Raw genomic sequence first — 22456 nt, 5'->3', positions numbered from 1 at the left:
GCCGGGAGCTCACCACTCCGGCAGCCTGCGACGACCGGCGAGCACATCGCGAACCAGGTCGTCGTAGGCGTCGGCCAGTTCGGCCAGGTGGTGCCAGGCGCAGTGCAGCATCTCGTCGTGCGCGGCCATGGTCATCAGGGCGTGGTGCGCGCGCACCGAGGATTCGGCCAGCCGGTCGATGACGGCGCCGATCGTCTCGGTGTGCAGGGTGGCGCCCAGCCGGTGCTGCGGCACACCGCGGTGCACCCAGTCGTCGATCGCCAGCACGAGTTCCGCACGGCGACAGTCGATCTCGCGCATGACCACGGGATCGGTGTCGACGAAACCGCCCCGCCCGACGATGCGCTTCTCGTGCAGGACGGCCAGGTCACGCGCGAACCACAGCAGCGGTCCCCCCACCACCCGATGCCCGCGACACGCCCGGACGAGAAGATCGGAGAGCGGCAGTAGACCGGGGGTCGCCGGCGGCCCGGCGGGATCGACACACCGCAATGTGTCGGGGAAAGCCATTACGACCGTAGAACTCTCCGCACCAGCCACGTTGCCTCGCCGTCGTCGCCGCACAGCACCGGATCAGGACGTTCATTACAATAAACCTCGCAAGCTTCCTGTCAAGCATTACTCGGCCGTAGGTAACCCAGACGAGTACACTTCGTTACCTGCACGACCTACCGAGGAGCATGATGGCGGACGGTCCGACCTACCTCCGGATCGCAGACCTCCTCCGCGAGGAGATCCGCGCGGGCACGTGGAAACCGGGCGACCGGCTGCCCAGCCATTCCGAGCTGGCCGAGCAGATGCAGGTCTCGATCACCACCTCGCGCAACGCGATCCAGGTGCTCGTCGCCGAAAACCTCGTCTACACAGCTACTTCCCGCGGCACCATCGTGCGAAACCAGGAAGTGCTGGAATCCGTGGTCACCGACCATATCCGCCGCGATCGGCCGCGCTCGGCGCACGACATCTTCGAGGAGATCGCGCGCGCGGCCAACCGGGAGCCGTCCAAGGAATTCAGTACGCGGATGGAGCCCGCCGACGACCAGGTCGCGCACTGGCTCGGCGTCCCCCGCGACTCCTGGGTGCTCGCCCGCACCGTGGTCCAGTACCTGGACCACGAACCGTGGTCGTGGGAGGTGAGTTTCTACCCACGCGACCTGGCCGAAGCCGCAGGCATCGATTCACCGCACGACATCCCCGAGGGCACCACCCGCCGCCTGGCCGATCGCGGCTACGGCGAGACCGCCCAGCGCGACACCCTGGCCGCCCGCCCCGCCACCGCCGAGGAGGCGGCGGTGCTCGGCGTCGCCACCGGCACCGTCCTGCTCGATCACCTGCGCATCGGCGCCAACCACGAACGGGTCACCCGGGCGACCCGGCATCGTTCCCTGGCCGGCCGCAACCGGCTGGCCTACCAACTCGGCGACGCGACGGGCTCCGCCGTCATCGCCCGGACCCTCGGCATCGCACCCGGGCCCGCCGTCCCGATGCCATGACGGTGGGGATGCGCCCGGCCGCCCTCGGCGACCTGCCGCTGATCTGCCGACTGCGCGTCCAGCGCACCGCCTGGCTCACCGCCCGCGGGTCCGATCAGTGGACGGTCGCGGGCCGGGGCAGGCCGATCGAGATCTTCGCGGGCGCGGTCGGCCGGGCCTTGGACGCGGGCGAGACCTGGATCGCCGAGGTCGACGGCGAGCCGGCGGGCACCATCACCGTCAACCAGCGGGCCGACCCCGGCCTCTGGACACCGTGGGAGCTGGCCGAGGCGGTGATCGTGCATTTCATGATCGTCGACCTGCGGTTCGCGGGTCGTCAGGTGGGACACCGGATGCTCGCGCACGCCGCCCGGCTGGCCGATCAGAAGCGCCGCGACTGGGTCCGGCTCGACGCCTGGACCGCGAACCGCCAGCTCCACGACTATTACCGCCGCGCCGGATTCACCCTCGCCCGCATCGCCGACACCCGGGCGACGGGCCCGTCCTGCGCCCTGTTCGAGCGCCGCACCGACAGCTGGTGCGGCCCGCCGCTGGCCCGGCGGGCGGCACACCACCGGCCCGGTCCGGCACCGCAGCCGATCGGTTGGCTACCCGGCTGAGGAGCTACACCGGCGGCAGGTCGGCGATGTGCACCAGCTCGATGCCCTGGCTGCGCGAGACCAGCGTGCCGCGACCGGGCGGCATCTTGCTCGGCCGGACATCGCCGACCAGCTTGCCCTCGTCGCGGGAGCCGCTCATGATCAGGGTCTGGACCGAGAGGTTCTTCATCGCACCGAGGATCGGGTCGTACAGCGCGCGCGAGGCGCCACCGATGCGGCGGGTGACCACCAGGTGCAGGCCGATGTCGCGGGCCTGCGGCAGGTACTCGAGCAGCGGGGCGAACGGGTTGGTCGAACCGGTGACGACCATGTCGTAGTCGTCGACGACCACGTAGATCTCCGGACCCGACCACCAGCTGCGGTCGCGCAGCTGCTGCTGGGTGATGTCGGATCCGGGGATCCGCTTGGCCAGGTAGGCGGCGACCTCCTGGATCATCGGCCCACAGGTCTGCGACGAGGTGGAGTAACCGGCCAGCTGATCGCCTTCGAGCACGCCCAGCATGGTGCGCCGGTAGTCGATCAGGATCACCCGCGCCTCCGACGCCGTGGACTGTTCGGCGATGCTCATCACGATGTTGCGCAGCAGGGTGGTCTTGCCGCATTCCACGTCGGCGAAGGCCATGAAGTGCGGCTCGACCCCGAAATCCAGGACCAGTGGCTGCAATTCGGACTCGCCGAGACCCACGACCACCTTGGTGCGGTCGAAGGTGACGCCCTGCTCGCGCGCGGTGGCGAGGACCTGTTCGCGCGGGAAACTCAGCGGCAGCATGCGCACTTCCGGCGCGCGCCTGCCCGGGTAGAGGCCGATCAGTTCCTCGCGCGCCCTGGTGACGCCGTCGGCGACGGTCGACGGGTCGGAGTCGGAATCCAGGCGCGGCAACGCGATCAGCATGTGCAGCTGGTCGGGGGTGAGACCGCGACCGGGCCTGCCGACCGGAACCTGGTGCGCGGTGCGGCGATTCATCTCCGAGTCGCCCGGGTCGCCGAGGCGCAGTTCGAGCCTGGTGCCGATCTGGTCCTTGACCACCGGACGGATCTCGGCCCAGCGCGACGCGCCGATCATCAGGTGCACGCCGAACGACAGACCCTGCGTCGCGATGGCGTTGATCTGCGGTTCCAGCAGATCGAATTCCTCGCGGATGGCGCTCCAGCCGTCGATCACCAGGAACACGTCGCCGAACTGGTCGGCGGCCAGTGGGTCGTTGGGCGCCGCGGTGGTGCCGTTGATCTGCCTGGCTTCCAGCGCCGAGAACTTGCGCCTGCGGAATTCCGACATCGACTCGATGCCCAGCTCGGCGAATCGTTCCTCGCGCTGGCGCATCAGCGTGGTGAGCTCGGCGATGGTGCGGCGCACCCGATCTCCGTCGAGCCGGCCCGCGACCGAGCCGACGTGCGGGACACCGACCAGGCCCGCCATACTGCCGCCACCGAAATCCAGGCAGTAGAACTGCACCTGTTCGGGCGTGTGGGTGGCCGCCGCCGCCATGATGATCGTGCGCAGCGTGGTGGACTTGCCCGACTGCGGGCCGCCGACCACGGCGACATTGCCCTGCGCGCCGGCCAGATTGATGGTGAGCACGTCACGCCGCTGCTCGTAGGGCTTGTCGATGACGCCGATCGGCATCCACAGCTGACCGTGCCGGTTCACCGGCGAACGCCAGTCCGGGTCGGGCAGCAGCATGTCGGCGGTCGGCGACTCCTCCAGCGGCGGCAGCCAGACCTCGTGGGCCGGGCGGCCGTGGCCGGTCAGCCGCTTCACCACCACGTCGAGCAGCGAGTCGGGGATGCCCTCCTCGACGACCGGGGCGCTCGGCGGGGGCGGCGGCAGTTCGAGCCTACCGCGCAGTACCGGGTCCTCGTCGGCCTCGACCGGTTCGGCTTCGGCGGCCTCGACCGGCGCCGCGGTGAACACCACCGGCCGCTGACCGCCGACCGGCGCGCCGTCGTCGTCGACGACGGTGCCGACCGGCGCCACATACGATCCGGAGACATAGCTCGCGTTGAACCGGAGCGGTTCGGACGCATCGCTTTTCAGGTAGCCCGCACCCGGCACGCTCGGCAGGTGATAGGCGTCGGTGATGCCCAGGACCGCGCGCGATTCGTTGGCCGAGAACGTGCGCAGACCGATCCGGTAGGACAGGTGCGATTCCAGGCCGCGCAGCTTGTTCTCCTCGAGTCGCTGCGAGGCCAGCAGCAGATGCACGTGCAGCGAGCGGCCGAGGCGACCGATCATCACGAACAGTTCGGCGAAGTCCGGCTTCTGCGACAGCAATTCGGAGAACTCGTCGACGACCACGAACAGCGCGGGCAGCGGATCGAGCGGAACGCCCGCGGCCCTGGCTTTTTCGTAGTCGTTGACATTGGCGTAGTTGCCCGCCGACCGCAACAGCTCCTGCCTGCGGTTCATCTCGCCCGCCAGCGCGTCCTTCATGCGGTCGACGAGGGAGAGTTCGTCTTCCAGGTTGGTGATGACGGCCGCGACGTGCGGCAGCGAGTCAAGGCCGAGGAAGGTCGCGCCACCCTTGAAGTCGACGAGCACCAGGTTGAGCGCGTCCGGTGAATGGGTGGTGACCAGCGAAAGCACCAGGGTGCGCAGGAATTCGGACTTGCCCGAACCGGTGGCGCCGATGCACAGGCCGTGCGGGCCCATGCCGTTCTCGGCGGATTCCTTGATGTCGATCTCGACCGGCGTGCCGTCGGGGGTGATGCCGATCGGCACCCGCAGCCGTTCGCGGGCGGTGCGCGGGCGCCACACCCGGGCCGGGTCGATCTGCGCGGCGTCGGGAATGCGCAGCAGGGCCATCAGGCCGGGGTCGCTGGTCGTCCCCTCCCCCAGGCTGACGATCTGCGCGGCCGTGGCCAGCCGGTACCTGGCCAGCGCGCGGGCGAAGGCCTCCGCCTCGGCGACACTGACCTCGTCGGCGGTGGCGAAGCGTTCCACCCCGGCGGCGCTGCGGGCCGACACGGCACCGTCGCCGACCACGAGTTGCAGGCCGCGCCGGGCCGCGAGCCCGTTCTCCGGGGCGGTCAGGTCGAGCACGGTCACCGAGTCGAGCCCGGATTCGCTGATGATGCGTTCGTTGCCGCTGATGTAGCCGTCGTCGATCACCACGACCACGTGGAGCCGGCCCTGCGTCGGCTGCGGGTTGCGCATGAACCGGCCGCGTTCCATCAGCTCGGTCTGCAAGGCGGATTCGAGTTCGCCGAGCGAGGTGTACATCATCCGGGCCGAGCCGAGCCCGTCGCGCACCGACGGATGCTGCACGTGCGGCAGCCATTTCGCCCAGGCCCAGTGCGCATCCGGGTCGGCGCAGACGATGGCGACAACCAGGTTGTCCGGGCCGTGGAAGGTGGTCAGCTCCATCAGCATGGCGCGTACCAGTTCGCGGCCCTCGTCGAGGTCGCCGCCGATGTTGATGGCCGGGAAGGCGCGCAGCGAGACCGCGGTGGGCAGCGCGTGCACCACCGAATGGGTGCGCACGAATCGGCGCAGCGCCACGGTCGACACCGGCTCGAGGTCTTCCAGCGGACCGGTCTCCGGCCGGGCCAGCTTGGTGGCCAGGCGATGGCTGCCGACGCCGACGCGCACATGCCCGAAATCGGGGTCGTTGGGCCTGCGCTCCCACATCCGCCTGCTGCCGATCAGCGAGGGCAGGTCGGCCGGTTCCGGATGACTCCAGCCGAGCGTCTCGAGCTGCTTGGTGCCGGTGTTGCGGACGTCCTTGCGGACCTGGTCGAGGTAGCGGAAGTAGTCCTTGCGTTCCTCGTTGAGTTCGACCGCGCGTTTGGGGCCACCGCCGCGCATGCCCGCCATCATGCCGACCATCGACATGAGCATCATCATCGGGAACATCATCATCATCGGATTGGCCAGCAGATTGCGGCCCATCGAGACCATCATCGCGATCATGCCGACGACCGCGACCACCATGATCACCGGCATCAGCTTCATCATCAGCGGCGACGGGATGGCGCGCTGGATCTCCGGCGGCGGGGTGAGCGCGACTTCACCACCCGGCGCGCGCGGCGGCGCGATCCGGGGGCGACGGACGAAACCTTCGGTGGCCATCGATCCTCTACTCGTCGAATTCCTGATTGAGGTCGGCGCCGCGCCTGCGGAACGGGAAGGCGAACGCGGCGCCGATGCCCAGCGCGGCCAGCAGGGTCAGCGACCCGATGATCGCGATCCGGCGCGGTCGCGGATCCGGTTCCGGCGCCGCGTAGGGCGTCGCGATCGCGTGGCCGACATCGGCGCCGGTGCTCGGCGGCGCGGCGGCCAGCGGCGCGGTGAGCGCGGCCAGCGGATCGATCAGGCCCGCGCCGATGGCGTCGTCGCGGCCGCGGCCCGGCGCGTGCGCGGTGCGGGTGATCCGTTCGATCACCTGCTGGGCGCTCAGCTCGGGGAAGCGGGACCGGATCAGCGCGGCCAGGCCGGCCACATACGGTGCGGCGAAACTGGTTCCGTCGACGGGCTGCACACCGTCCATGGTCTGGACACCGTCGACCAGGCCGGCACCGCCCGGCTTGCTGTCGAGCGAGACGATATTGCGCCCGATCGCGGCCGCCCCGATCCACGGGCCGCGCAGCGACAGCGCCGACGGCTTACCGTCGGCGTCGACCGAGCCCACCGACAGCACGTACGGGGCGAACCACGCCGGGGAGGCCACCGTGGTGACCGAACTCCAGCCGGACCCCTCGTTCTGGTTCTCGCACGGTCCGCCCTGCTCCACATTGCCCGCGGCCGCGACGACCACCACATTGCGTTCGTAGGCGTACTTCACGGCCGCGCCGAGCGCGCCGTCGGAGGTGTTGGAACCGGCCGCGGTGCAGGCGACTTCGGAGATGTTGATGACGGTCGCGCCCATGTCGACCGCGCGGACCACCGCGCCGGCCAGGGTGAGCACGCTGCCGTACCCGTCGCTGCGCAGCGCGCCCTGCGATTTGTCCGCGCCGCGGTCCTTGGCCTCGTAGGCGAGGCTGAGCTGGCGGATGGTGAGGATCTCGGCCTCGGGGGCGACACCGACGAAGGCGTCCTCGGGCGAGGGCCGGGCGGCGATGATGCCCGCGACCAGGGTGCCGTGCCCGTCGCAGTCGACGGTGCCGTCGGAATCGCTCACGTAGTCCCCGCCCGCCTGCAACGCGGGCAGTCGCGGATGCCGGTTGACGCCGGTATCGATCACCGCCACCTTCTGCCCGGCGCCCCGGCTGAACTGCCAGGCCGAGGGCAGATCGAGCACCCGCTGCGCCATCGGCGGCTCGCTGGGCGGGCTGCCGCGCAGCACCGGTTCGGCGCACAGTTCGCGCTGCTCGGTCGGTTCCAGTGGGGCGGGCCTGCCGCTGAGCGCCGTCGCCGCGTCGAGCGCGCCGGCATCGATGCGCGGTGGTGCGATGGCGCCCGCGGGCGCGGGGAAACCCGCGACGGCGCCGAGCACGGTCGCCGCGCAGGTCAGCCGCAGGACCGCGCGCCGCAGGGGTGCGCGGGTCATATGTTGCGAGCGGTCGAGTACACGTCCATGACCCACAGCGCGAGCGGGATCATGGTGATGATCAGCAGGTACTCGAAGATCTCGATCATGCGCCTGGTCACCGGGGTCACCTCGACGTGCGGGCCGATCACGCCGAAGCCGACCACACTGCCCGCCGTCACCAACAACAGTGCCACCGCGGCGAATTCGAGTGAGTCGTGGCCGAGGCCGAGACCGGCCAGCAGGGCGATCATGACGAGCGCGCCGGTGGTGATCAAGGTGGCCGCCTGCACCAGGTCGGCGTAGGAGCGGCCACGCAGGCACAGCACGATCGCGGCGACCGCGGCGAGGGCGACGCCGCCGGAGTGGAACGGGCCGAACGGATCCGCCGCGCCGACGGCGCCGATCAGCGCGGCCACGGCGCACGCCACGATGAGACCGGTCTGGATCTGGTTGGCGACGCGGGCGCGCTCACCGAGGCCGGCCGCCGAGGGCAGCGCGATCGCGCCGACCGCACCGATGCCCTCGATGGTCGGGCGCTGTTCGTGATCGGCGGGGTCGATCGCCCCGCCCGCGGTGGGCACCGGCGGAATCGGCAGCCGGGCCGTCACGGCCGCCAGCCGGGCTACCGACGACAGCAGGATCACCGCCGCCACGAGCACACCGGCGAACAGCTTGGCCAGTCCGGGATGCCACAGCAGATAGACCGTGCCCGCCACCGCACCGAACACACTCAGGGTGATCGCGGCGGCGAACAGACCCGCTCCGAGACCGGTGATCCGGTACCCGGCCACCGCGGCGACCAGCAGCACGACGCTGCCCAGCAATACCTGCCCGGCGCCGAGTTGTCCCGGCACGAGCAGCGCGCCGCCGCCGAACAACAGCAGCAGCGCGTCCAGCGAAAGCCAGTTGGCGGTCAGCGGATCGGCGAACTTGCGGGCCGCGATACCGGCCGCCGCCGACGCGGCGATTCCGGTGCCGAGCAGTGCGAACGCGGGGAACAGCGGATCGCTGTCGGCCCGCGAGACCGCGAGCAGACCGAGCGCGGCGAGGATCGCGATCGTCGCGATCACCAGGCCCGCCCAGCGCGCCGCCGCACCGGACCACCCGCGGAACTCGCCTGCGGTGAGCCGGGATACGGCGTCGATGACGTCGTCGAAGAGCGCGGGCGATTCCTTGCGCGTCACCGGGCTCAGCACCAGCAGCTCGCCGTCGTAGACCTCGGCCTCGGTGAGGGTGCGGCTGGGCGCGAGCGGGTCCTGCCCGAGCCGGGCCAGGGTCCAATGCTGAGCTCGCACCGGGGCGGAGTCCTCGTCGCCGTCCGGCAGGCGCGGATCCCGCGAACGGATCAGGGCCACCAGATCGCCGATGAATCCGGCGATCGGTACCGTGGCGGGCAGACCGATGTCGAGCTGCGTATCACCCCCGATCACTGAAACTCGGCATAGTTCGGGCTCATTGCCTAACAACGTCGACACCAGTGATGAACTCTCAGTCGTAGCTGACTACTTCCGTTGCGACCACACGGCAGCGTTACCTAATCTAACGGACAGGGCAAACCGGCGCGATCGAAGTCCCGCCGCCGGATTGAACAGCAGCTGTCCACCAGACGAAGATTTCGGGGTCCGACACCACATGCCAGACATTCGCCAGGCTCAGCGCGCCTTCGACGCGGGGGTCCTCTCGCTCGGTCTGTCCATCGACGGTCAGGAGTCCGCGCGCGACGAAGAGTACGCGAAGCTGGCCTTCCAGCGCGCGACGGAATGGGATTCGTCCATGTGCGACGCGTGGCTCGGCCGCGCCGCCGCGGGCGAGCTGACCAAAGAGGTCCTGTTCAATCTGCATCGCACCAGCCTGGATTCGCTCGGTCGCGAGCAGCGCAGGCTCGGCCTCGCGCCCCGGGCGATGGCCGGCCGCTTCCTGCCCGGGCTCTACATCGACTACCCGCTGGCCGGGCTCACCGAGATCTGGCTCGCCTGGGCAGCGCAGCTGATCGCCGACAAGGACTACGACCAGGCCGAGCAGGTGCTCGACGAGCTGGCGCGACTGCGCGCCACCCGCCCCGACGACCCGGACAAGCAGATCGACGACCGGATCAGCGCCTACATCCGCGGCATCATGCACTACAACACCCAGCGCTGGCCCGACGTGATGACCGTGCTGGCCGGCTCGGCGGACTGGAAGGACCCGTATCTGGCCACCGGCGCGAACGTGATGGTCGGGACGGCCTGCGCGCAGCTCGGCCTGTTCGGCGAGGCGGTGCGGCGGATGGAACAGGCCGAGGCCGGCCCGATTCCGTCGGCCAAGTTCACCGCCATGTACAACCGCGGCCTGTGCCTGCGGGAATCGGGCAACGAGGCCGAGGCCCAGAAACTCTTCGAGCAGGTCTACTCCCAGCTGCCCGATTTCACCGCCAACACCAATGCCATGCGCGACCGCACCTTCCGGATCGTGGTCACCAGCCGCGAGGTGATCGACGCCCGCACCGACAAGTGGGATCCCAACTCGGCGCCCTCGCTGGCGGCGATGAACGAGGCCGCCGCCGAGGACCGCGCGAAAACCGTGCTGGCCGAGGCGCGCGCGCAGTTGGACAAGCAGGTCGGCCTGGCGTCGGTGAAGAACCAGGTCGCCAAGTTGCAGTCCTCGGCGCAGCTGGCCAAGATCCGCGCGGGCAAGGGGCTGTCGAGTCAGTCCCGTGGCCAGCACCTGGCCTTCACCGGCCCGCCCGGTACCGGTAAGACCACCATCGCGCGGGTGGTCGCCAAGATCTACTGCGGTGTCGGGCTGCTCAAGACCGACAAGGTGGTCGAGGCCAAGCGTGTCGACTTCGTGAGCCAGAACCTCGGCGGCACCGCCATCAAGACCGAGAAGCTGATCGATAGCGCCATGGACGGCGTGCTGTTCATCGACGAGGCGTACACGCTGATCCAGACCGGCCTGTCCGGTGGTGACGCGTTCGGCCGCGAGGCGGTGGACACGCTGCTGGCGCGGATGGAGAACGACCGCGACCGGCTCGTGGTGATCATCGCGGGCTACGACGGCGAGATCGACCGGCTGCTCACCGCCAACGACGGTCTGGCCTCGCGCTTCTCCAAGCGGCTGCAGTTTCCCTCCTACACCGCCGAGGAACTGGGCCGGATCGGCGAGATCGTCGCGGGCGGACGCGATTCCCAGCTGTCGCCCGAAGCCCTGACCACGCTGATCGAGACCTGCCAGTACCTCTACGACCTGGAGAGCACCGATCAGAGCGGACAGCCGCGCCGCGGCGTCGACCTGGCGGGCAACGGCCGCTTCATCCGCAATGTCATCGAGGCGGCCGAGGAGGAACGCGAGTTCCGCCTGGCCAATACCGAGGGTCTCGACCTCGCCGAGGCCGACGACGACATCCTGATGCGGATCGAGGAGCCGGACATGCGCACCGCGCTCGCCGGGATCGTCGCCACCCTCAACGTGGGCCAGGTACCGAACCTCGCCTGAGCACGAACAACAGCGGGCCCGGCGTGTGTCACGCCGGGCCCGCTGGTCGTTCGGTCTACCTGGTCGCGGAGGGCAGCGAATCGTAGCTGGTCAGAGCGTCTTTGGTGGACAGGGTCGGACCGGGCACCAGCTGGCCGACGATCGACCACGGCGCCAGCCGCGGCTTGTCACCGAGCCCGAGGACCGCGGCCGTCGCGGCGTCCGGGATGCCGTAGCGAATCCCGTTGTCGGCCACGTAGAACAGGGATTCGCGCCGCAGGCTGCCTGGTTCGGCACCGGTGACCTGCACGAACTCGCCGGTGCTCGGCGGCAGGTAGACCGTGTCCATCCGGTCGCCGGAGCCGTCGGCGGTGGCCAGCGCCACCGGCTTGGCCGACTCGGCCAGCGGCAGCTTCGTGCCGGCGAGCAGCGTCACCGCGGCCCGCTCTGCCGGACCGTCCACCGCGCTGCCCTGCGCGGCCACACCCGGGTTCTTGGTCCAGTTCAGGCAGGCCACCGGGGCGTCCTCGGCCGACAGGATGCGCGGCTTGCGTTCGGGGAAGTCGTCGATCGGCAGTGTGTGCAGCACCGGCATCCGGTCCAGGACGTCCGGGGCCAGCTGGGCGATCTCGCGCATGCCCCGTGAATCGGCGTTGCGCAGCAGGTCGGCGGTGAACTCGGACACGCGCTGCACGCCGTCGGCCAGCACCACGTACATCGTCTCCTGGCCCGCGGCCTGCACCCCGGTCACCGAGATGATGCCGCCGATCGGCACATTCGACAGCTTGCCCGGCCCCGGCTCGCCCGCGCGGTCGATGGCGGGCACGGCCAGCGGCGGCGCCTGCGTCGTCGCGCCGAGCAGCGCGCTGCCGATCGGGCGGACCTGCTTGCCGGTGAAGTCGAGGGTGCGCGCGACCACGGAATTGTTCGGGTCGATCTCGGCCCTGGTGCCCTGGTACACCAGGTAGGTCTTGTCGTCGCGGCGCACCAGCAGCGCGTCGTCGGCGCCGGTGGCGCCGATGCGGTCGCCGGTCTCCAGCTGCCCGACGATGGCGGTGGTGATGCCGCCGGTGGCACCGGACGCGCTGCCGGATGCGGAGAGCTGGGTGGTCTCGCACAGGGTCCAGTTCGAGCTCGCGCCCTGCTTGGAGCCGGGCATGGCGGCGGGCGCGCCGGGAATGCCGAGCAGCGGGCCGCGTGGCATCGAACCGAGTTTGTCGTCCTTCACCGATTTCGGGGTCTGCGCCTCGCCCGCGATCAGCCGGGCCGAAGCCAGATTGAGGACCGGGTGGAGAGTTTTCTCTCCCTCTTTCGCCTCGACGACCACATACATGGCGCCGCTCTGCTTACCGCTCACGATCAGCGCGTCGCCGATCGCGCCCTGCGGTTTGAGAAAGCCGAGGATGGCCGCGCCCGCCACGATGATCAGCCCGAGCACCGCGCCGACCATCATCGACCTGCTCTGCGACCGCATGGGATCGTGCAGCATGCGCACGTCCCGGCGGACCAGCGCGTGGTCGAGCCTGCGCAGCAGGAAACGATAACCGTTGACCTGGGCCTTGGTTGTCAGCTGTGCCGGCACAGGGACTCCATTGCTGCGTTGATCACCATCTCGTCGGACACGGTACCGTAAATCCGGAATTGTCCTTCACCATGATTCGACGGATGCCAAGCAGGGACAACGATTTTGAACGACAGTATGAACGCCGGGCAAACCGGCGGCGACAATGCCTACGACACGCTGCGTGACCCGGAATTCTGGTTGTTCCGAATGTATCCGTTGCGTGCGTGTGTGCCGGTCGCGGTGCTCGCGGCGATCGTGGCCTGGGTGGTCCTGGCGACCACGGATTCGGGATATGGGGCGATCGGCGGCGCTGTCGCGGTCCTGCTGATCGGGCTCGTCCCGATCCGGCGGCGCACCCTCGCGGTGCGGTTCGGCGAATGGCTGGGGCGCCGGGTCCGCGGCCGGACCGAAACCCTCGACCGGGCGCCCGCGTTCGACGTGCCGCTGCCCGAGGGCGGCGGCTGCGGCGTGCGCTGGGACGGCGACCTGCTGCTTACCATGCTCCGCATCGATCCGCCGCCGGACACGCTCACCCTGCTGCGCCGCGGCACCCTGAGCGCGGATCAGCTGTTGCCGCTCACCGAGGTCGCGCGCTGCCTCGATCAGTTCGACGTGGAACTGGTGAGCATCGACGTCATCGCGACCGGCGCGCGCACCGCGGGCACCGGCGCCGCCGCGCACCTCTACGACCGGATCCTGGGCCCGCTGCCCGCCATCGCGCACCGCACCTGCTGGCTGGTGCTGCGCCTGGACCCGGTGGCGAACGCGGCGGCGGTGGACAAACGCGGCGGCGGCGCGACCGGCGCGCTGCGCACCATGATCATCGCCACCCGCCGGGTCGCCAACCGGCTCGCCACCCACGGCATCGACGCCGCGGTGCTCACCGCCACCGAGATGAACAGCGCGGTGCGCGAACTGACCCACGGTTTCGACCCGCTGACCCTGACCGAGTCGGCGCACGGCCTCGAGTCCGAGTTCGGCAGGCACCTGACCCACTACCAGCTCACCGCGCCGATGATCGGTACCAACGGGCTGGCCGAGATCTGGTCGCTGCCGTCGCTGTCGACGACGGTGACCCTGCGCCTGCATCCCGGCTCGCGGCGCATCGGCCGCGCGTCCGACAAGGCGGGCACCGTCGTGCTCAATGCCGTCGTCCGGCTCGATTCGGTGGCGCCCTACGAGCAGGTGCCGGTCGCCGGACTGCGCGAACTGCCGGGCAGTCAGCGCCGGATCCTGCTGGACACCTTGCCGATCGGCGCCGCCGACGACCTCGGCGGCCGCGACGGCTACCGCGGCACCCTCACCGCACTCACCGACATCTCCGTGCCGACGACCGGATGTGGTCAGCTCATCGGCGCCGACGAGCGCGGTCAGGGCATCGCGGTCCCGCTGATCGGCGCGGGCACCCGGCACGTGGACGTGATCGGGAACCTGGACCTGGCTCAGCAGGTGGTCCTGCGCGCCACCGCGCTCGGCGCCCATGCCGTCGTGCACACCACCCGCCCGCAGGCGTGGCAGTCGATGGTGGCCAACCTGGCCACCCCGCAACTGCTCTCGATCGCCCCGCGCGCGGCCGGCGCGACACCGCAGACACCGCCGGGGCCGCCGCCGGTACCCGCCGCGCCGTATCCGACGACGACCGTGCTGGTCTTCGACGGCATCGCCCCGACCAGCCACCTGGGTGGGGCCACCATCGTCGAGGTTCGCACCGCCGAACGCGATTCGGAGGCGCTCGCCCCCGACGTCACCCTCGTCCAGGACCCGTACGCGCCCAACCGGATCACGGTGCGGACGAGTACCGGCAGCGCCACGGTGTCGATGGTGACGACCCCTGACGAGATGCACTACATCGGCGAATCACTCGCGGCGAGATGAGTTCGGACTGATCGACGACCTGAGCCCGAACTCAGCGCCGACCAACCCCGCACGGGCCGACCTCGAGGAGGCCCCGCCCGCGCAGCGGGCGTAGCGGCCCGGCCCGACGAAAACGGGGCGAGACCATGTGCCGCAGGCACGAGTCTCGCCCCGTTTTCGTTGGGCCCCAAGGGGACCGCGCTCGAGCGCGCCGGCGCTCCGACAACTCAGAAGTCGGCGAAACCGTCGCCGACTTTGCCGTCGGCCTCGAGCGCGCGGTTGAGCGCGGACTCGACCTGCGCGGCGAGCTTGTCGAGCTTGTCGAGGGTGTCGGTCAGCTCGGTGGTGACGTTCTTGTGCGCGGTGTCGAAGTTCGAGATCGCGTTGTCACCCTGCAGGTTGTTGCGGAAATCCGAAGCGGCGCCCTCGAGTTCGTCGATCTCGCCCTTCATCTTCCCGCCGTAGGTCTGCAGGTCGCTGAACAGCTCGTTCATCGCCGCGGGATCGTAAAGAATGGTCATGAGCTCAGTTCCTGTTCGTGTCTGATGCGCGGTCAGAGGTTGGTGTAGCTGCCGCCACCGCTGGAGGCGCCACCGCCGGACAGGCCTTGGCCGTCCATGTTCACCAGGGTGGACTTACCGGTGTTGACGGCTTCGGTGAGCCGGTCGAACTTCTTGTTCAGCGCGTCGGCCTCGTCGTGCCAGGCCTGGGCGACCTTCACGAACTCGTCGGAAGCGTCACCCTTCCAGCCACGCAGCACGGCCTGGGCCGCGTCGTCGATCTGGCCGACCGACGTGCGCAGGTTGTTGATCGTGCCTTCGAGCTTGGAGACGACGCCGTCTACGCCGCCGGCTTCTACACCTACTGGTCCCTGAGGGGGCATGTGCCGAACCTTTCCTACTTGATGGTTGAAACGAGAGATGGCTCAATCGGGCCGCCACCCCCCACCGGGAAGCCCCTCGAGGAGCGCACCGACGGCCTGGGTGAGGCGATGATCGGTGCCCGGAGTTATGGTCGACCACACCTGCCCGTCGGGCGCCGTCATCGGCGCGACGACGATCCGGCCGCGCGCGGTGTCGTACACCGCGACCGCGCCAGGGGCTCGGGTGGTCAGCCCGTCATGGTGGACTACGGCGACGATCTCGGTGTAGCCATGGCAGGAGCCGAAGGCCGCGCCGAGGACGGTCGCCTGGTGCGCGTCGATACCGAGCGCATACATCGCGTCCACGTACTGGGAGGTTGTCTCGGCCGCGTCCAGCCGGGCGGCCAGGTCGTCGGCCGCGACGCTCACCCCGGCCACCTCGGCGGGCGCGCAGTGCGGCAGCGCGGCCAGCAGCAGCCGGGTGAGTTCACGGTCGGAGCCGTCGATGGTGCTGGTGCCGATCTCGAAATCGGCGCCTAGGCGCACCGCGCTGGCGTGACCCGCGCCGCGGCGGGCCAGGCAGATGCGTCTGCGGTCGTCCTCGCCGAAGCTGCGGGCGACCAGTTCGGCATCGGGCTGGGCCAGGGTGTACAGCGCGTCCGCCAGCTCGGGTTCGACGTCACCGTAGGCGTCGAAAATGCCTGCGGCGGTGAGTTCGGCGACGGCGGCGTCGCGAGCGGCTCGCCACGCGTCGAAGCTGTCCTGCTGCGGCCCGACCGCCAGGACCAGGGGCAGGGTCTGCACACCCAGGCGTTCGGCGACGGCCAGCAGCGAGTCGTTGGTGAGGGTGGTCATGGCCTGCCCTCCGTGGTGGCGGAGGTGCCGCCGGTCTGCGGCGCGGCGCGTTCGGCGACGCCGAGTACCGCCGGGGCGGCCTGGATCTCACCCTCGGCGACCAGCTGGTCGGACTCCTCGTAGGCCAGGCCCGCGCGCGGGAAGCGGGCGGCGGAGTCCTGGCCACCCGCACCGGGCGCCATCGCACCGGGAACGAGCGGGGCGGCCTGCCCGGTGGGCGTGGCGACCGGCGTCGTCTGCGGCGTGCTGACCGTCGCGGTGGACTGCACGAAAACCGGTGCGCGATAAGCGGTTTGCACGGGCGCGGGCAACGACGGCAAGGCGCCGAGCCCGATCGCCCCGATGCCGGGGGCCACAGCGCCCGGCGTACCGGGCGTCTCGGGCTTCGCCGATCGCTCGCCCGCCAGCGCGGCCTCCGGTGCGATCGGCGGCGGCGGGGCGTGCAGCCACGGGGTGGCCAGCGGCTCGGTGGCCGCCTCATAGCTGCGCATCACCCGGGAGGCGACCGCCTTCGCGACATCGGACTCGGCGTCGGTCTGCGCCGCGATCGCCTTGATCGGCGCACCGAGCGCGGTGCCGACCTGTTCCAGCGCCTGCTGCATCGCGGTGATGGCCGCGATGTCGGCGGTGTTCGGCATCGCCAGGGCCGCGACCTCGTAGGCCAGGACCTGGGCTTGCAGCCGGGCCGCGTTCGCGGTCGCCGCCGCGGCGGTCTCGAGCAGCCACTCGCGCAGGGTCGAGATCCGTTCCCACACCTGTTCGCTGCGCCCGGATGTCCAGGAGCCACGCAGGGTTTGCAGCACCTGCTCGTAGTCGAGCACGGCCGCGCCGAAGGCCGCGGCGAGCCGCGTCCAGGCGGCGGCCGCGTCGGCCATCGGCAACGGTCCGGCACCGGTGGTGAGGTCGGTGGCGAGCTTCTGCGGCTCGCGCGCCTCCCACACCACTCCGGTGAAACCGGGCTGCGGTGGTTCGATCATCGGTGATGGACGCCTTTACGCCGCGGGTCCGGTGAAGCCGGTGGTGTTGTCGGTTTCCATCTGATCGAACTCCGACACCTGCGCACGCAGGGTGGCGGCGAGCTTGCTCATCTCGTGAGCGCCGGCCTCCGCACCGGTGAGGTAATCGTCGGCGACACCGTTGGCGGTGGTCGCGGCGCGCGCGGACACCTCGTCGGCGCCCGCGGGCACCACCCGCAGGGTAGGCGCCACCGCGTTCAGCTCGGTGGTGAGCCGGTCGGCGATCCCGTCCAGTGCCGCGGCGGCCTTGCTCGCCGCAGCCGAATCGAATTCGAAGGTGTTACTCATCTGCCACTCCTGTCGTGGTCGTCCCGCGTCACAGTGAGAGTTCTTTGTCCGGCGGCGCTTCGGTGGTCGCCGGTTCGGCGGCACCGACGACCGGGGTCGCCACTCCCGCGATCTGGCCGACGACCTCGTCACCGTGGTTGCCGGTCACCAGCTGGGAATGCACGGCCTCGTTGCCGCCGCCGTCCACGGCCCGAGCCAGCGGCATACCGGCGCCGCCCGCTCCGCCCATCGGCATGTAGCCCGGGGACGTACCACTCGCCGAGGCGGTGGTCATGGAGGCGCCACCGGTGGTGCTGCCTCCGGTGCCGACCGCGCCGGTGGCACCGACGGTGGACAGCCCGCCACCGCGGCCGCCCTGCCACGGGCTCAGCGGCGACGAGGCGGCTGCCGCGCCACCGATCGCGCCGACGCCACCGATCGCGCCGCCACCGCCGCCCGCGCCGGCCAGCCCCTCGGCGGTCTCGGCGTCGGTATCGGCGATCTCGGTGCCGGTGGTGGCCGAATCCCCGGTGGTCCCGGTCGTGCTGGTCGACAGCGAGCTCACCTGTCCGGCCAGCGTGCCCAGCGACGACACCGCGGTGCTCGCCGTGCTGATCAGCGGCGAGATCAGGCTCATCAGCTGGCTCAGCGATTCACTGCTCGCGTCGACACCGGTGGGCGCGTTGGTGACCTGCACCTTCTCCCCCGCCTGCGCCATCTCCCCGCTGCGCGCGACCATCTCGGCCTTGGTCTCGGCCGTGATCGCCAGGCCCTCGGCCATGGCTTCCATCGTCGCCGCGATCAGCACTGCCTGGCCGCCCGGCGTGGCCGCGTAGAGCGGAGCGAGGGCCAAAGTGGCGGAATAGCGGGCGATCACCGCGGCCAGCTTGGCGCCGCCGACCGCGACATTGCCCGCCGCGTGGGTGAGCACCGCCTTCTCCTGCGTGCTCTGTGCCGCGAGCTTGGCGCCGTCGGATTGGGCGGCGGTCGCCTTGTTCGTCGCCTCCATCGCCGCGGCGCTCTGCCACAGCTGCATCACCGTCTGCAACGCGGTCGACCCGAGCGACATCGCCGTCTCCAGCACCGAGGTGATGTTCGACAGCGCGTCGGTGGGATTCGACGACGTGCCGTTCGCGGTACCGGTACCGCCGAGCGCACCGGTGCCGAAGGCGGAGGCGAGGTCGGTGAGCGGACGCATCAGCGCGGTCAGATCGATCGTCGGCAGCGCGGGCATCTCCGGCAGCTGGATGAACTCCGGCAGCTGTGGCAGCTGCGGCAGTCCCATCGAGCTGAGTACCTGGCTCACCGGCTGGTCCAGCATCGGCGCCAGGGAACTACCGCGCAGCAGCTCGAGCACGGTCGGATCGACCGATGCCGCCGCGCTTCCCCCGGGATACGTCATGGCTACAGATCGACCGCGGCGATGCCCAGCTTGGCCGCACCGTCGGCGCCCTCGTACGTCGCCGCGGCCTGCGTGGCGGTGAGCGCGGTACCCGCGTGCACGGCGGCGAGCTGCGCCACCGACGTCAGGTGATTGGCCTGGGCGTAGGCGAACGACAGCAGGAATTCCTGGCCGATCAGGCCGAACACGGGCACAGCCGCGGCCATCGTCGCGGCCTGGTCGACCGCTCCGGCCTGGGCGACCCCCGCCGCCATGGTGGCCGAGGCCCCCGCGTACGCGCGGACCGCATCGGGAACTACCGCAACGTGATTCATGGCTCTCGTCCAATCTCGAAACAGCCCATGGTGTTTCGTTACCTTATCTACCCGTCGGAAACCCGCGCCACACAAATCGGCGGTTAAGACCAGTTGAATCTCACGTGCCGGTTTGGTTGTACGCGTTCACCAGCTCGGCCCGTTCGGCGAAGGCGCGATGCGCGGCCGCCTGCGCGGTCCGCACCAGCGTGCTCTCGAAGTCCGCCGGCGACAGCGCGCCGACCGCCGCGGTGAACTCCAGTCCGACCAGCGCGCCAGCCCCGTCGACGGTCACCGTCACCGCGCCGTCGGGCGAGGTTTCCTGCGCCCGGATGCGATTGGTGGCCTCGGACAGATCCTGCAGCCGGTAGAGCTGACCCTGCACCTTCGCGATCAGCTCGTCCATGGTTTCGACCATCGCCGTGTCCTCCCCGCTCGCTAGACCGACCGCAGCCAGCTGTCGGGCTCGGTGTCGTAGTCCTGCTCCTCGACGATCTCCGCCGCCGCGACCTCGGCCTCGGTCGGCAAGCCCGTCGCCGCCAGCAGCGCCGGATCGAACCCGGCCGCCGCCAGCTGATTACGCCGGGCCAGCCCGGCCCGCTTGGCCGACTTCTGGCACAGCCGCAGAATCTCGGCTGCCAGATCGGCGGGGTCGCGGCGCAATTGATCCGCGTCGACGGTGATGCCCACCGGCAGACCCTGCTCGGTGGTGCGCACCGCGATCGCCCCGGTCAGCGAGGACGCGCTGAACTCGGTCGGAAACTCTTCCATCGATTCCCCTCCCATCCGCACTACGCCCGATCATCCCTGATGGCTCTGACAACTTCGGCGATCTGGCTGTTGATCAGCGACACCACCCGCCTGCGATCGGCGCCGACCGCCACCGGTGGCGTGCCGGGCACGATCACATAGCGACCGTCATCGGTCAGATCGCGCCAGCCCAGGCGCAGCCGCAGGATGCCGCGCGGGCCGAATCGCGACCAGCCCTGCTCGATGTCGATGAACCCGTCGCGGTCCAACCTGGCCTGTTGAAAAGTCTGAGTCTGCACCGCGGAATCGTCGTCGTAGTGCTGCACCAGCGAACGGCCGTAGCTGTGGTCGAACTGATCGCTGTCCGGTTCGTCGAGGCGGATCTCCTGGCCGCGGCCCGCCTCGGCCTCGGGCAGGTGATCGGCGATCACGTCACCGAGGGTCAGCGCACCGTGCCGCGTGACGACGAATCCTTCGGCGTGATACAGGGTTTCACCCGGCCGTTGCCGCACCAGATATCCCAGCTCGCCCTTGCGCGCGGCGAGCATGCGCACCGAGTAGGCGGGATCGAGCAGCTTGTCCCCGCCACCGTAGCCGCGCACCGCGATCCGGATGTCGGGGTGGGTGAGGACGTCGATGATCTCGTCGAGCTCGTGCCCCCACCGCCGCCGGATCCGCGCCCACGCTTCCTTGCGCGCGACTTCGGCTTCGTCCGCGTCGCCCGCCGCGCCGGTGTGGATGAACGGGTCGGGCATGTACTCCTCGTCGATGCCCGACCACAGCGCGTCGAACTCGTCGCCGGTGAATTCCCAGGTGGGCGTCACTGTTCCACCACCGGCCTCGCCACGATCGGCGCGTCACCGATGGCCTCGTCCAGGTGGTCCACCGAGTCGAGGTAGTCGGCCCGCTTGTGTTCCTTCTGCTGGCCCTGACCACCCGCGCCCGCGCCACCCATCGGCGCCATGGGCATGCCGCCCATCGGCGAGCCCGCAGCCGAGGACGCGATGCCGGTGCGGAAACCCTCGGCGCCGGTCACGGCCGAGGCGCGCGGGAACAGCTTGGACGCACTGTCCAGGCTCGGCGACAGCGCCGCGGCTCCCCCGCCCGCGCCGCCACCGCCCGCGCCCGAGCCGCCGCCACCGCCGCCGCCCTTGCTCGCGGCGCTGAGCGCCTTCTTGGCTTGATCCTGCAGCGAACTGAGCGCGGCCGAGCTCGGGATGCCGGCCAGGGAGCTCTGTTCGGCAGCCGAAGCCGCCTGTTCCAGAGCCGATTGCGCGGCGGAACTGGCCTGTTCGAGACCGGACTGCAGCGCCGAGGTCAGCTGATCGGCACCCGACGATCCACCCGAGCTGCCGCCGTTCTGACCGCCGGAACCGTTCTGACCGCCGGTGTTGTTCTTGCCGCCGGTGTCGCTGCCCGACTTCTGTTCCTGCAGCTCGGCGAGCGCCCGATCGAAGGCCGCCAGGGATTCACCGGATTTCGAGCTGCCCGAGCCGGAGCCCGAGCCCGAACCCGACCCGCTGCCGTTCCCACTGCCGCTGCCGTTGCCGTTGCCATTCCCGTTGCCGTTCCCGGTTCCATCGCCCGTGGTGGGCGCGGTGGGCTCGGGCAGCGTGGGAATGTGGCTCGTCGTGCTGTTGAGGCCGGGGACATAGGTGTTCCACATGACCTGGCGGCCGTTCTTGGCGCAGGTCTCCTTGTCCGCCTGGGCCTGGGTGCCATTGGGGTCCGAATAGCAGCGGGGCAGCATGAGCGCCGTCGCCAGCCCCTTGGAGGTGGCGTTGATCCAGCCCACGCTGTAATCGAGCGCCGCGCCGACCTGCTTGGTCTGCTCGACCAGCAGTCCGTTGGCTTCGTGATAGGCCGACATCGCCGACATGGCACGGGTGGCGCCGCCCGGGCTGGTCCAGCTCTTCTTGCTCGCTTCGACTTTGGCGTTCAGATCGTCGAATCCGGTTTTGAGCAGGTCGGCCAGATCGCCCCAGAACAGCGCGGTGTGCGCCAGGCTGCTGGGCACCGTCGACAGCGACGACAGGATCACCTGCAGTTCGCTGTAGTTGTAGTTGGGCGTCTCGGCCTTCATCCCGGCCGGATCGAAAGTCTTACCGTCGGCGAGGATCTTCGGCAGGTTCACCGCGGTGGCCACCGCCGGATACTGGATGACCGTGGGCGGCAGGACCACCTTCATGCTCGCGCTGCGGCCCTGCTCGATCTTGGTGCGCAGCGATTCCAGATCGACTTTGCTGCCGTCCTCGGCGCCCTTGTAATGCCGGGCGGCGTCGAGAAAGGTGTTGGCGACGTTGTCGAGGACGGTCTCGTGCTTGCCGAGCACGGTCTTGAGCTGACCGGCCTTGCCCTCGAACTGCTTGGCGAGCTGTTTGCCCGACTCCAGCGAGGAGAAATCGGGCAGGTTCCCGACGCCCTCGGCGGCGGACTTGACGGAATTGACCCAGTAGCGGGCGTTGTTGGCGGCTTCGACCAGGTTCGGCAGCGCCGACGGCTCGAGCATCAGCGATCCGTCCGAGGCTGCCGAACGCAGACCCGCCCACTGATCCTGCGCCGATGGTCCCGTCATGAAGT

20 protein-coding genes are annotated in these 22456 nt (G+C 70.1%); 4 read left to right on the top strand and 16 right to left on the bottom strand.

The window, feature by feature from the left end; translation table 11 throughout:
* Nucleotides 1–9: 9 nt before the first annotated feature.
* Nucleotides 10–399 (bottom strand): DUF4254 domain-containing protein, encoded by a 390-nt coding sequence (locus tag EL493_RS08110; RefSeq protein ID WP_198040793.1) that lies wholly within the window; start codon nucleotides 397–399, stop codon nucleotides 10–12.
* A 281-nt stretch (nucleotides 400–680) separates the two neighbouring features.
* On the opposite strand from EL493_RS08110, the gene EL493_RS08105 reads away from it, so the two are divergent.
* Both EL493_RS08105 and EL493_RS08100 read left to right on the top strand, forming a co-directional pair.
* A complete protein-coding gene (locus EL493_RS08105) occupies nucleotides 681–1493 on the top strand; it encodes a GntR family transcriptional regulator (protein WP_019045106.1) in 813 nt (270 codons plus the stop codon).
* Nucleotides 1490–2092 carry a GNAT family N-acetyltransferase gene (locus EL493_RS08100; protein WP_019045105.1) on the top strand — a complete coding sequence of 201 codons (603 nt, stop codon included), beginning with the start codon at nucleotides 1490–1492 and terminating at the stop codon, nucleotides 2090–2092. Before EL493_RS08105 ends, EL493_RS08100 begins: the two co-directional genes overlap by 4 nt.
* A 4-nt stretch (nucleotides 2093–2096) precedes the next feature.
* Here the strand turns inward: EL493_RS08100 and EL493_RS08095 are convergent, their stop codons facing one another.
* Genes EL493_RS08095 through eccD form a run of 3 tightly spaced genes read right to left on the bottom strand, consistent with a single transcriptional unit; the run spans nucleotide 2097 to nucleotide 8990 of the window.
* Nucleotides 2097–6161, bottom strand: coding sequence for a type VII secretion protein EccC (locus EL493_RS08095; RefSeq protein WP_019045104.1), 4065 nt, complete (start codon nucleotides 6159–6161; stop codon nucleotides 2097–2099).
* A gap of 7 nt (nucleotides 6162–6168) precedes the next feature.
* A complete protein-coding gene (gene mycP / locus EL493_RS08090; RefSeq protein ID WP_019045103.1) occupies nucleotides 6169–7578 on the bottom strand; it encodes a type VII secretion-associated serine protease mycosin in 1410 nt (469 codons plus the stop codon).
* The gene (eccD, locus tag EL493_RS08085; protein ID WP_019045102.1) at nucleotides 7575–8990 is read right to left on the bottom strand and encodes a type VII secretion integral membrane protein EccD; all 1416 of its coding nucleotides are present in this window, start codon (nucleotides 8988–8990) and stop codon (nucleotides 7575–7577) included. Before eccD ends, mycP begins: the two co-directional genes overlap by 4 nt.
* Nucleotides 8991–9192: 202 nt before the next feature.
* Between eccD and eccA the strand changes: the two genes are divergently transcribed.
* A complete protein-coding gene (gene eccA / locus EL493_RS08080) occupies nucleotides 9193–11034 on the top strand; it encodes a type VII secretion AAA-ATPase EccA (RefSeq protein WP_019045101.1) in 1842 nt (613 codons plus the stop codon).
* A gap of 55 nt (nucleotides 11035–11089) precedes the next feature.
* On the opposite strand, the gene eccB is transcribed toward eccA, so the two are convergent.
* Nucleotides 11090–12595, bottom strand: a complete 1506-nt coding sequence (gene eccB, locus EL493_RS08075) for a type VII secretion protein EccB (RefSeq protein ID WP_019045100.1) — start codon at nucleotides 12593–12595, stop codon at nucleotides 11090–11092.
* A 117-nt stretch (nucleotides 12596–12712) separates the two neighbouring features.
* Between eccB and eccE the strand changes: the two genes are divergently transcribed.
* Nucleotides 12713–14452 carry a type VII secretion protein EccE gene (eccE, locus tag EL493_RS08070; protein WP_019045099.1) on the top strand — a complete coding sequence of 580 codons (1740 nt, stop codon included), beginning with the start codon at nucleotides 12713–12715 and terminating at the stop codon, nucleotides 14450–14452.
* Nucleotides 14453–14658: 206 nt separating this feature from the next.
* Here eccE and EL493_RS08065 read toward each other — a convergent pair whose 3' ends face one another.
* The 11 genes from EL493_RS08065 to EL493_RS08015 form a co-directional block, all read right to left on the bottom strand.
* A complete protein-coding gene (locus tag EL493_RS08065) occupies nucleotides 14659–14952 on the bottom strand; it encodes a WXG100 family type VII secretion target (protein ID WP_022567327.1) in 294 nt (97 codons plus the stop codon).
* 32 nt (nucleotides 14953–14984) lie between these two features.
* On the bottom strand, nucleotides 14985–15314 hold the full coding sequence (locus EL493_RS08060) for a WXG100 family type VII secretion target (protein WP_019045097.1): 330 nt from the start codon (nucleotides 15312–15314) through the stop codon (nucleotides 14985–14987).
* Between the two features lie 42 nt (nucleotides 15315–15356).
* On the bottom strand, nucleotides 15357–16148 hold the full coding sequence (locus EL493_RS08055; RefSeq protein WP_019045096.1) for an ESX secretion-associated protein EspG: 792 nt from the start codon (nucleotides 16146–16148) through the stop codon (nucleotides 15357–15359).
* Nucleotides 16145–17125 carry a PPE domain-containing protein gene (locus tag EL493_RS08050; protein ID WP_019045095.1) on the bottom strand — a complete coding sequence of 327 codons (981 nt, stop codon included), beginning with the start codon at nucleotides 17123–17125 and terminating at the stop codon, nucleotides 16145–16147. The genes EL493_RS08055 and EL493_RS08050 overlap by 4 nt, the downstream gene beginning before the upstream one ends.
* A gap of 15 nt (nucleotides 17126–17140) precedes the next feature.
* The gene (locus tag EL493_RS08045; RefSeq protein ID WP_019045094.1) at nucleotides 17141–17452 is read right to left on the bottom strand and encodes a PE family protein; all 312 of its coding nucleotides are present in this window, start codon (nucleotides 17450–17452) and stop codon (nucleotides 17141–17143) included.
* 28 nt (nucleotides 17453–17480) lie between these two features.
* The gene (locus tag EL493_RS08040; protein ID WP_019045093.1) at nucleotides 17481–18833 is read right to left on the bottom strand and encodes a hypothetical protein; all 1353 of its coding nucleotides are present in this window, start codon (nucleotides 18831–18833) and stop codon (nucleotides 17481–17483) included.
* Between the two features lie 2 nt (nucleotides 18834–18835).
* Nucleotides 18836–19147, bottom strand: coding sequence for a type VII secretion target (locus tag EL493_RS08035; protein WP_022567328.1), 312 nt, complete (start codon nucleotides 19145–19147; stop codon nucleotides 18836–18838).
* Between the two features lie 100 nt (nucleotides 19148–19247).
* The gene (locus EL493_RS08030; protein ID WP_019045091.1) at nucleotides 19248–19544 is read right to left on the bottom strand and encodes a YbaB/EbfC family nucleoid-associated protein; all 297 of its coding nucleotides are present in this window, start codon (nucleotides 19542–19544) and stop codon (nucleotides 19248–19250) included.
* Between the two features lie 20 nt (nucleotides 19545–19564).
* Complete coding sequence (locus EL493_RS08025; protein WP_019045090.1) at nucleotides 19565–19897, bottom strand: hypothetical protein; 333 nt, start codon at nucleotides 19895–19897, stop codon at nucleotides 19565–19567.
* A 20-nt stretch (nucleotides 19898–19917) separates the two neighbouring features.
* Nucleotides 19918–20700, bottom strand: a complete 783-nt coding sequence (locus EL493_RS08020; RefSeq protein ID WP_019045089.1) for an ESX secretion-associated protein EspG — start codon at nucleotides 20698–20700, stop codon at nucleotides 19918–19920.
* Nucleotides 20697–22451 carry a hypothetical protein gene (locus tag EL493_RS08015; protein ID WP_022567330.1) on the bottom strand — a complete coding sequence of 585 codons (1755 nt, stop codon included), beginning with the start codon at nucleotides 22449–22451 and terminating at the stop codon, nucleotides 20697–20699. Before EL493_RS08015 ends, EL493_RS08020 begins: the two co-directional genes overlap by 4 nt.
* Nucleotides 22452–22456 lie beyond the last annotated feature (5 nt).

It is taken from the genome of Nocardia asteroides (assembly GCF_900637185.1).
GTDB lineage: Bacteria > Actinomycetota > Actinomycetes > Mycobacteriales > Mycobacteriaceae > Nocardia > Nocardia asteroides.
This window is presented reverse-complemented; position numbering and strand designations above follow the sequence as displayed.

Bases quoted from the DNA above. Each gene is read 5' to 3' on its own strand.
- EL493_RS08105 (WP_019045106.1), top strand. From the start codon at position 681: ATGATGGCGGACGGTCCGACCTACCTCCGGATCGCAGACCTCCTCCGC.
- EL493_RS08100 (WP_019045105.1), top strand. From the start codon at position 1,490: ATGACGGTGGGGATGCGCCCGGCCGCCCTCGGCGACCTGCCGCTGATC.
- EL493_RS08095 (WP_019045104.1), bottom strand. From the start codon at position 6,161: ATGGCCACCGAAGGTTTCGTCCGTCGCCCCCGGATCGCGCCGCCGCGC.
- mycP (WP_019045103.1), bottom strand. From the start codon at position 7,578: ATGACCCGCGCACCCCTGCGGCGCGCGGTCCTGCGGCTGACCTGCGCG.
- eccA (WP_019045101.1), top strand. From the start codon at position 9,193: ATGCCAGACATTCGCCAGGCTCAGCGCGCCTTCGACGCGGGGGTCCTC.
- eccE (WP_019045099.1), top strand. From the start codon at position 12,713: ATGAACGCCGGGCAAACCGGCGGCGACAATGCCTACGACACGCTGCGT.
- EL493_RS08065 (WP_022567327.1), bottom strand. From the start codon at position 14,952: ATGACCATTCTTTACGATCCCGCGGCGATGAACGAGCTGTTCAGCGAC.
- EL493_RS08060 (WP_019045097.1), bottom strand. From the start codon at position 15,314: ATGCCCCCTCAGGGACCAGTAGGTGTAGAAGCCGGCGGCGTAGACGGC.
- EL493_RS08055 (WP_019045096.1), bottom strand. From the start codon at position 16,148: ATGACCACCCTCACCAACGACTCGCTGCTGGCCGTCGCCGAACGCCTG.
- EL493_RS08050 (WP_019045095.1), bottom strand. From the start codon at position 17,125: ATGATCGAACCACCGCAGCCCGGTTTCACCGGAGTGGTGTGGGAGGCG.
- EL493_RS08045 (WP_019045094.1), bottom strand. From the start codon at position 17,452: ATGAGTAACACCTTCGAATTCGATTCGGCTGCGGCGAGCAAGGCCGCC.
- EL493_RS08040 (WP_019045093.1), bottom strand. From the start codon at position 18,833: ATGACGTATCCCGGGGGAAGCGCGGCGGCATCGGTCGATCCGACCGTG.
- EL493_RS08035 (WP_022567328.1), bottom strand. From the start codon at position 19,147: ATGAATCACGTTGCGGTAGTTCCCGATGCGGTCCGCGCGTACGCGGGG.
- EL493_RS08030 (WP_019045091.1), bottom strand. From the start codon at position 19,544: ATGGTCGAAACCATGGACGAGCTGATCGCGAAGGTGCAGGGTCAGCTC.
- EL493_RS08025 (WP_019045090.1), bottom strand. From the start codon at position 19,897: ATGGAAGAGTTTCCGACCGAGTTCAGCGCGTCCTCGCTGACCGGGGCG.
- EL493_RS08015 (WP_022567330.1), bottom strand. From the start codon at position 22,451: ATGACGGGACCATCGGCGCAGGATCAGTGGGCGGGTCTGCGTTCGGCA.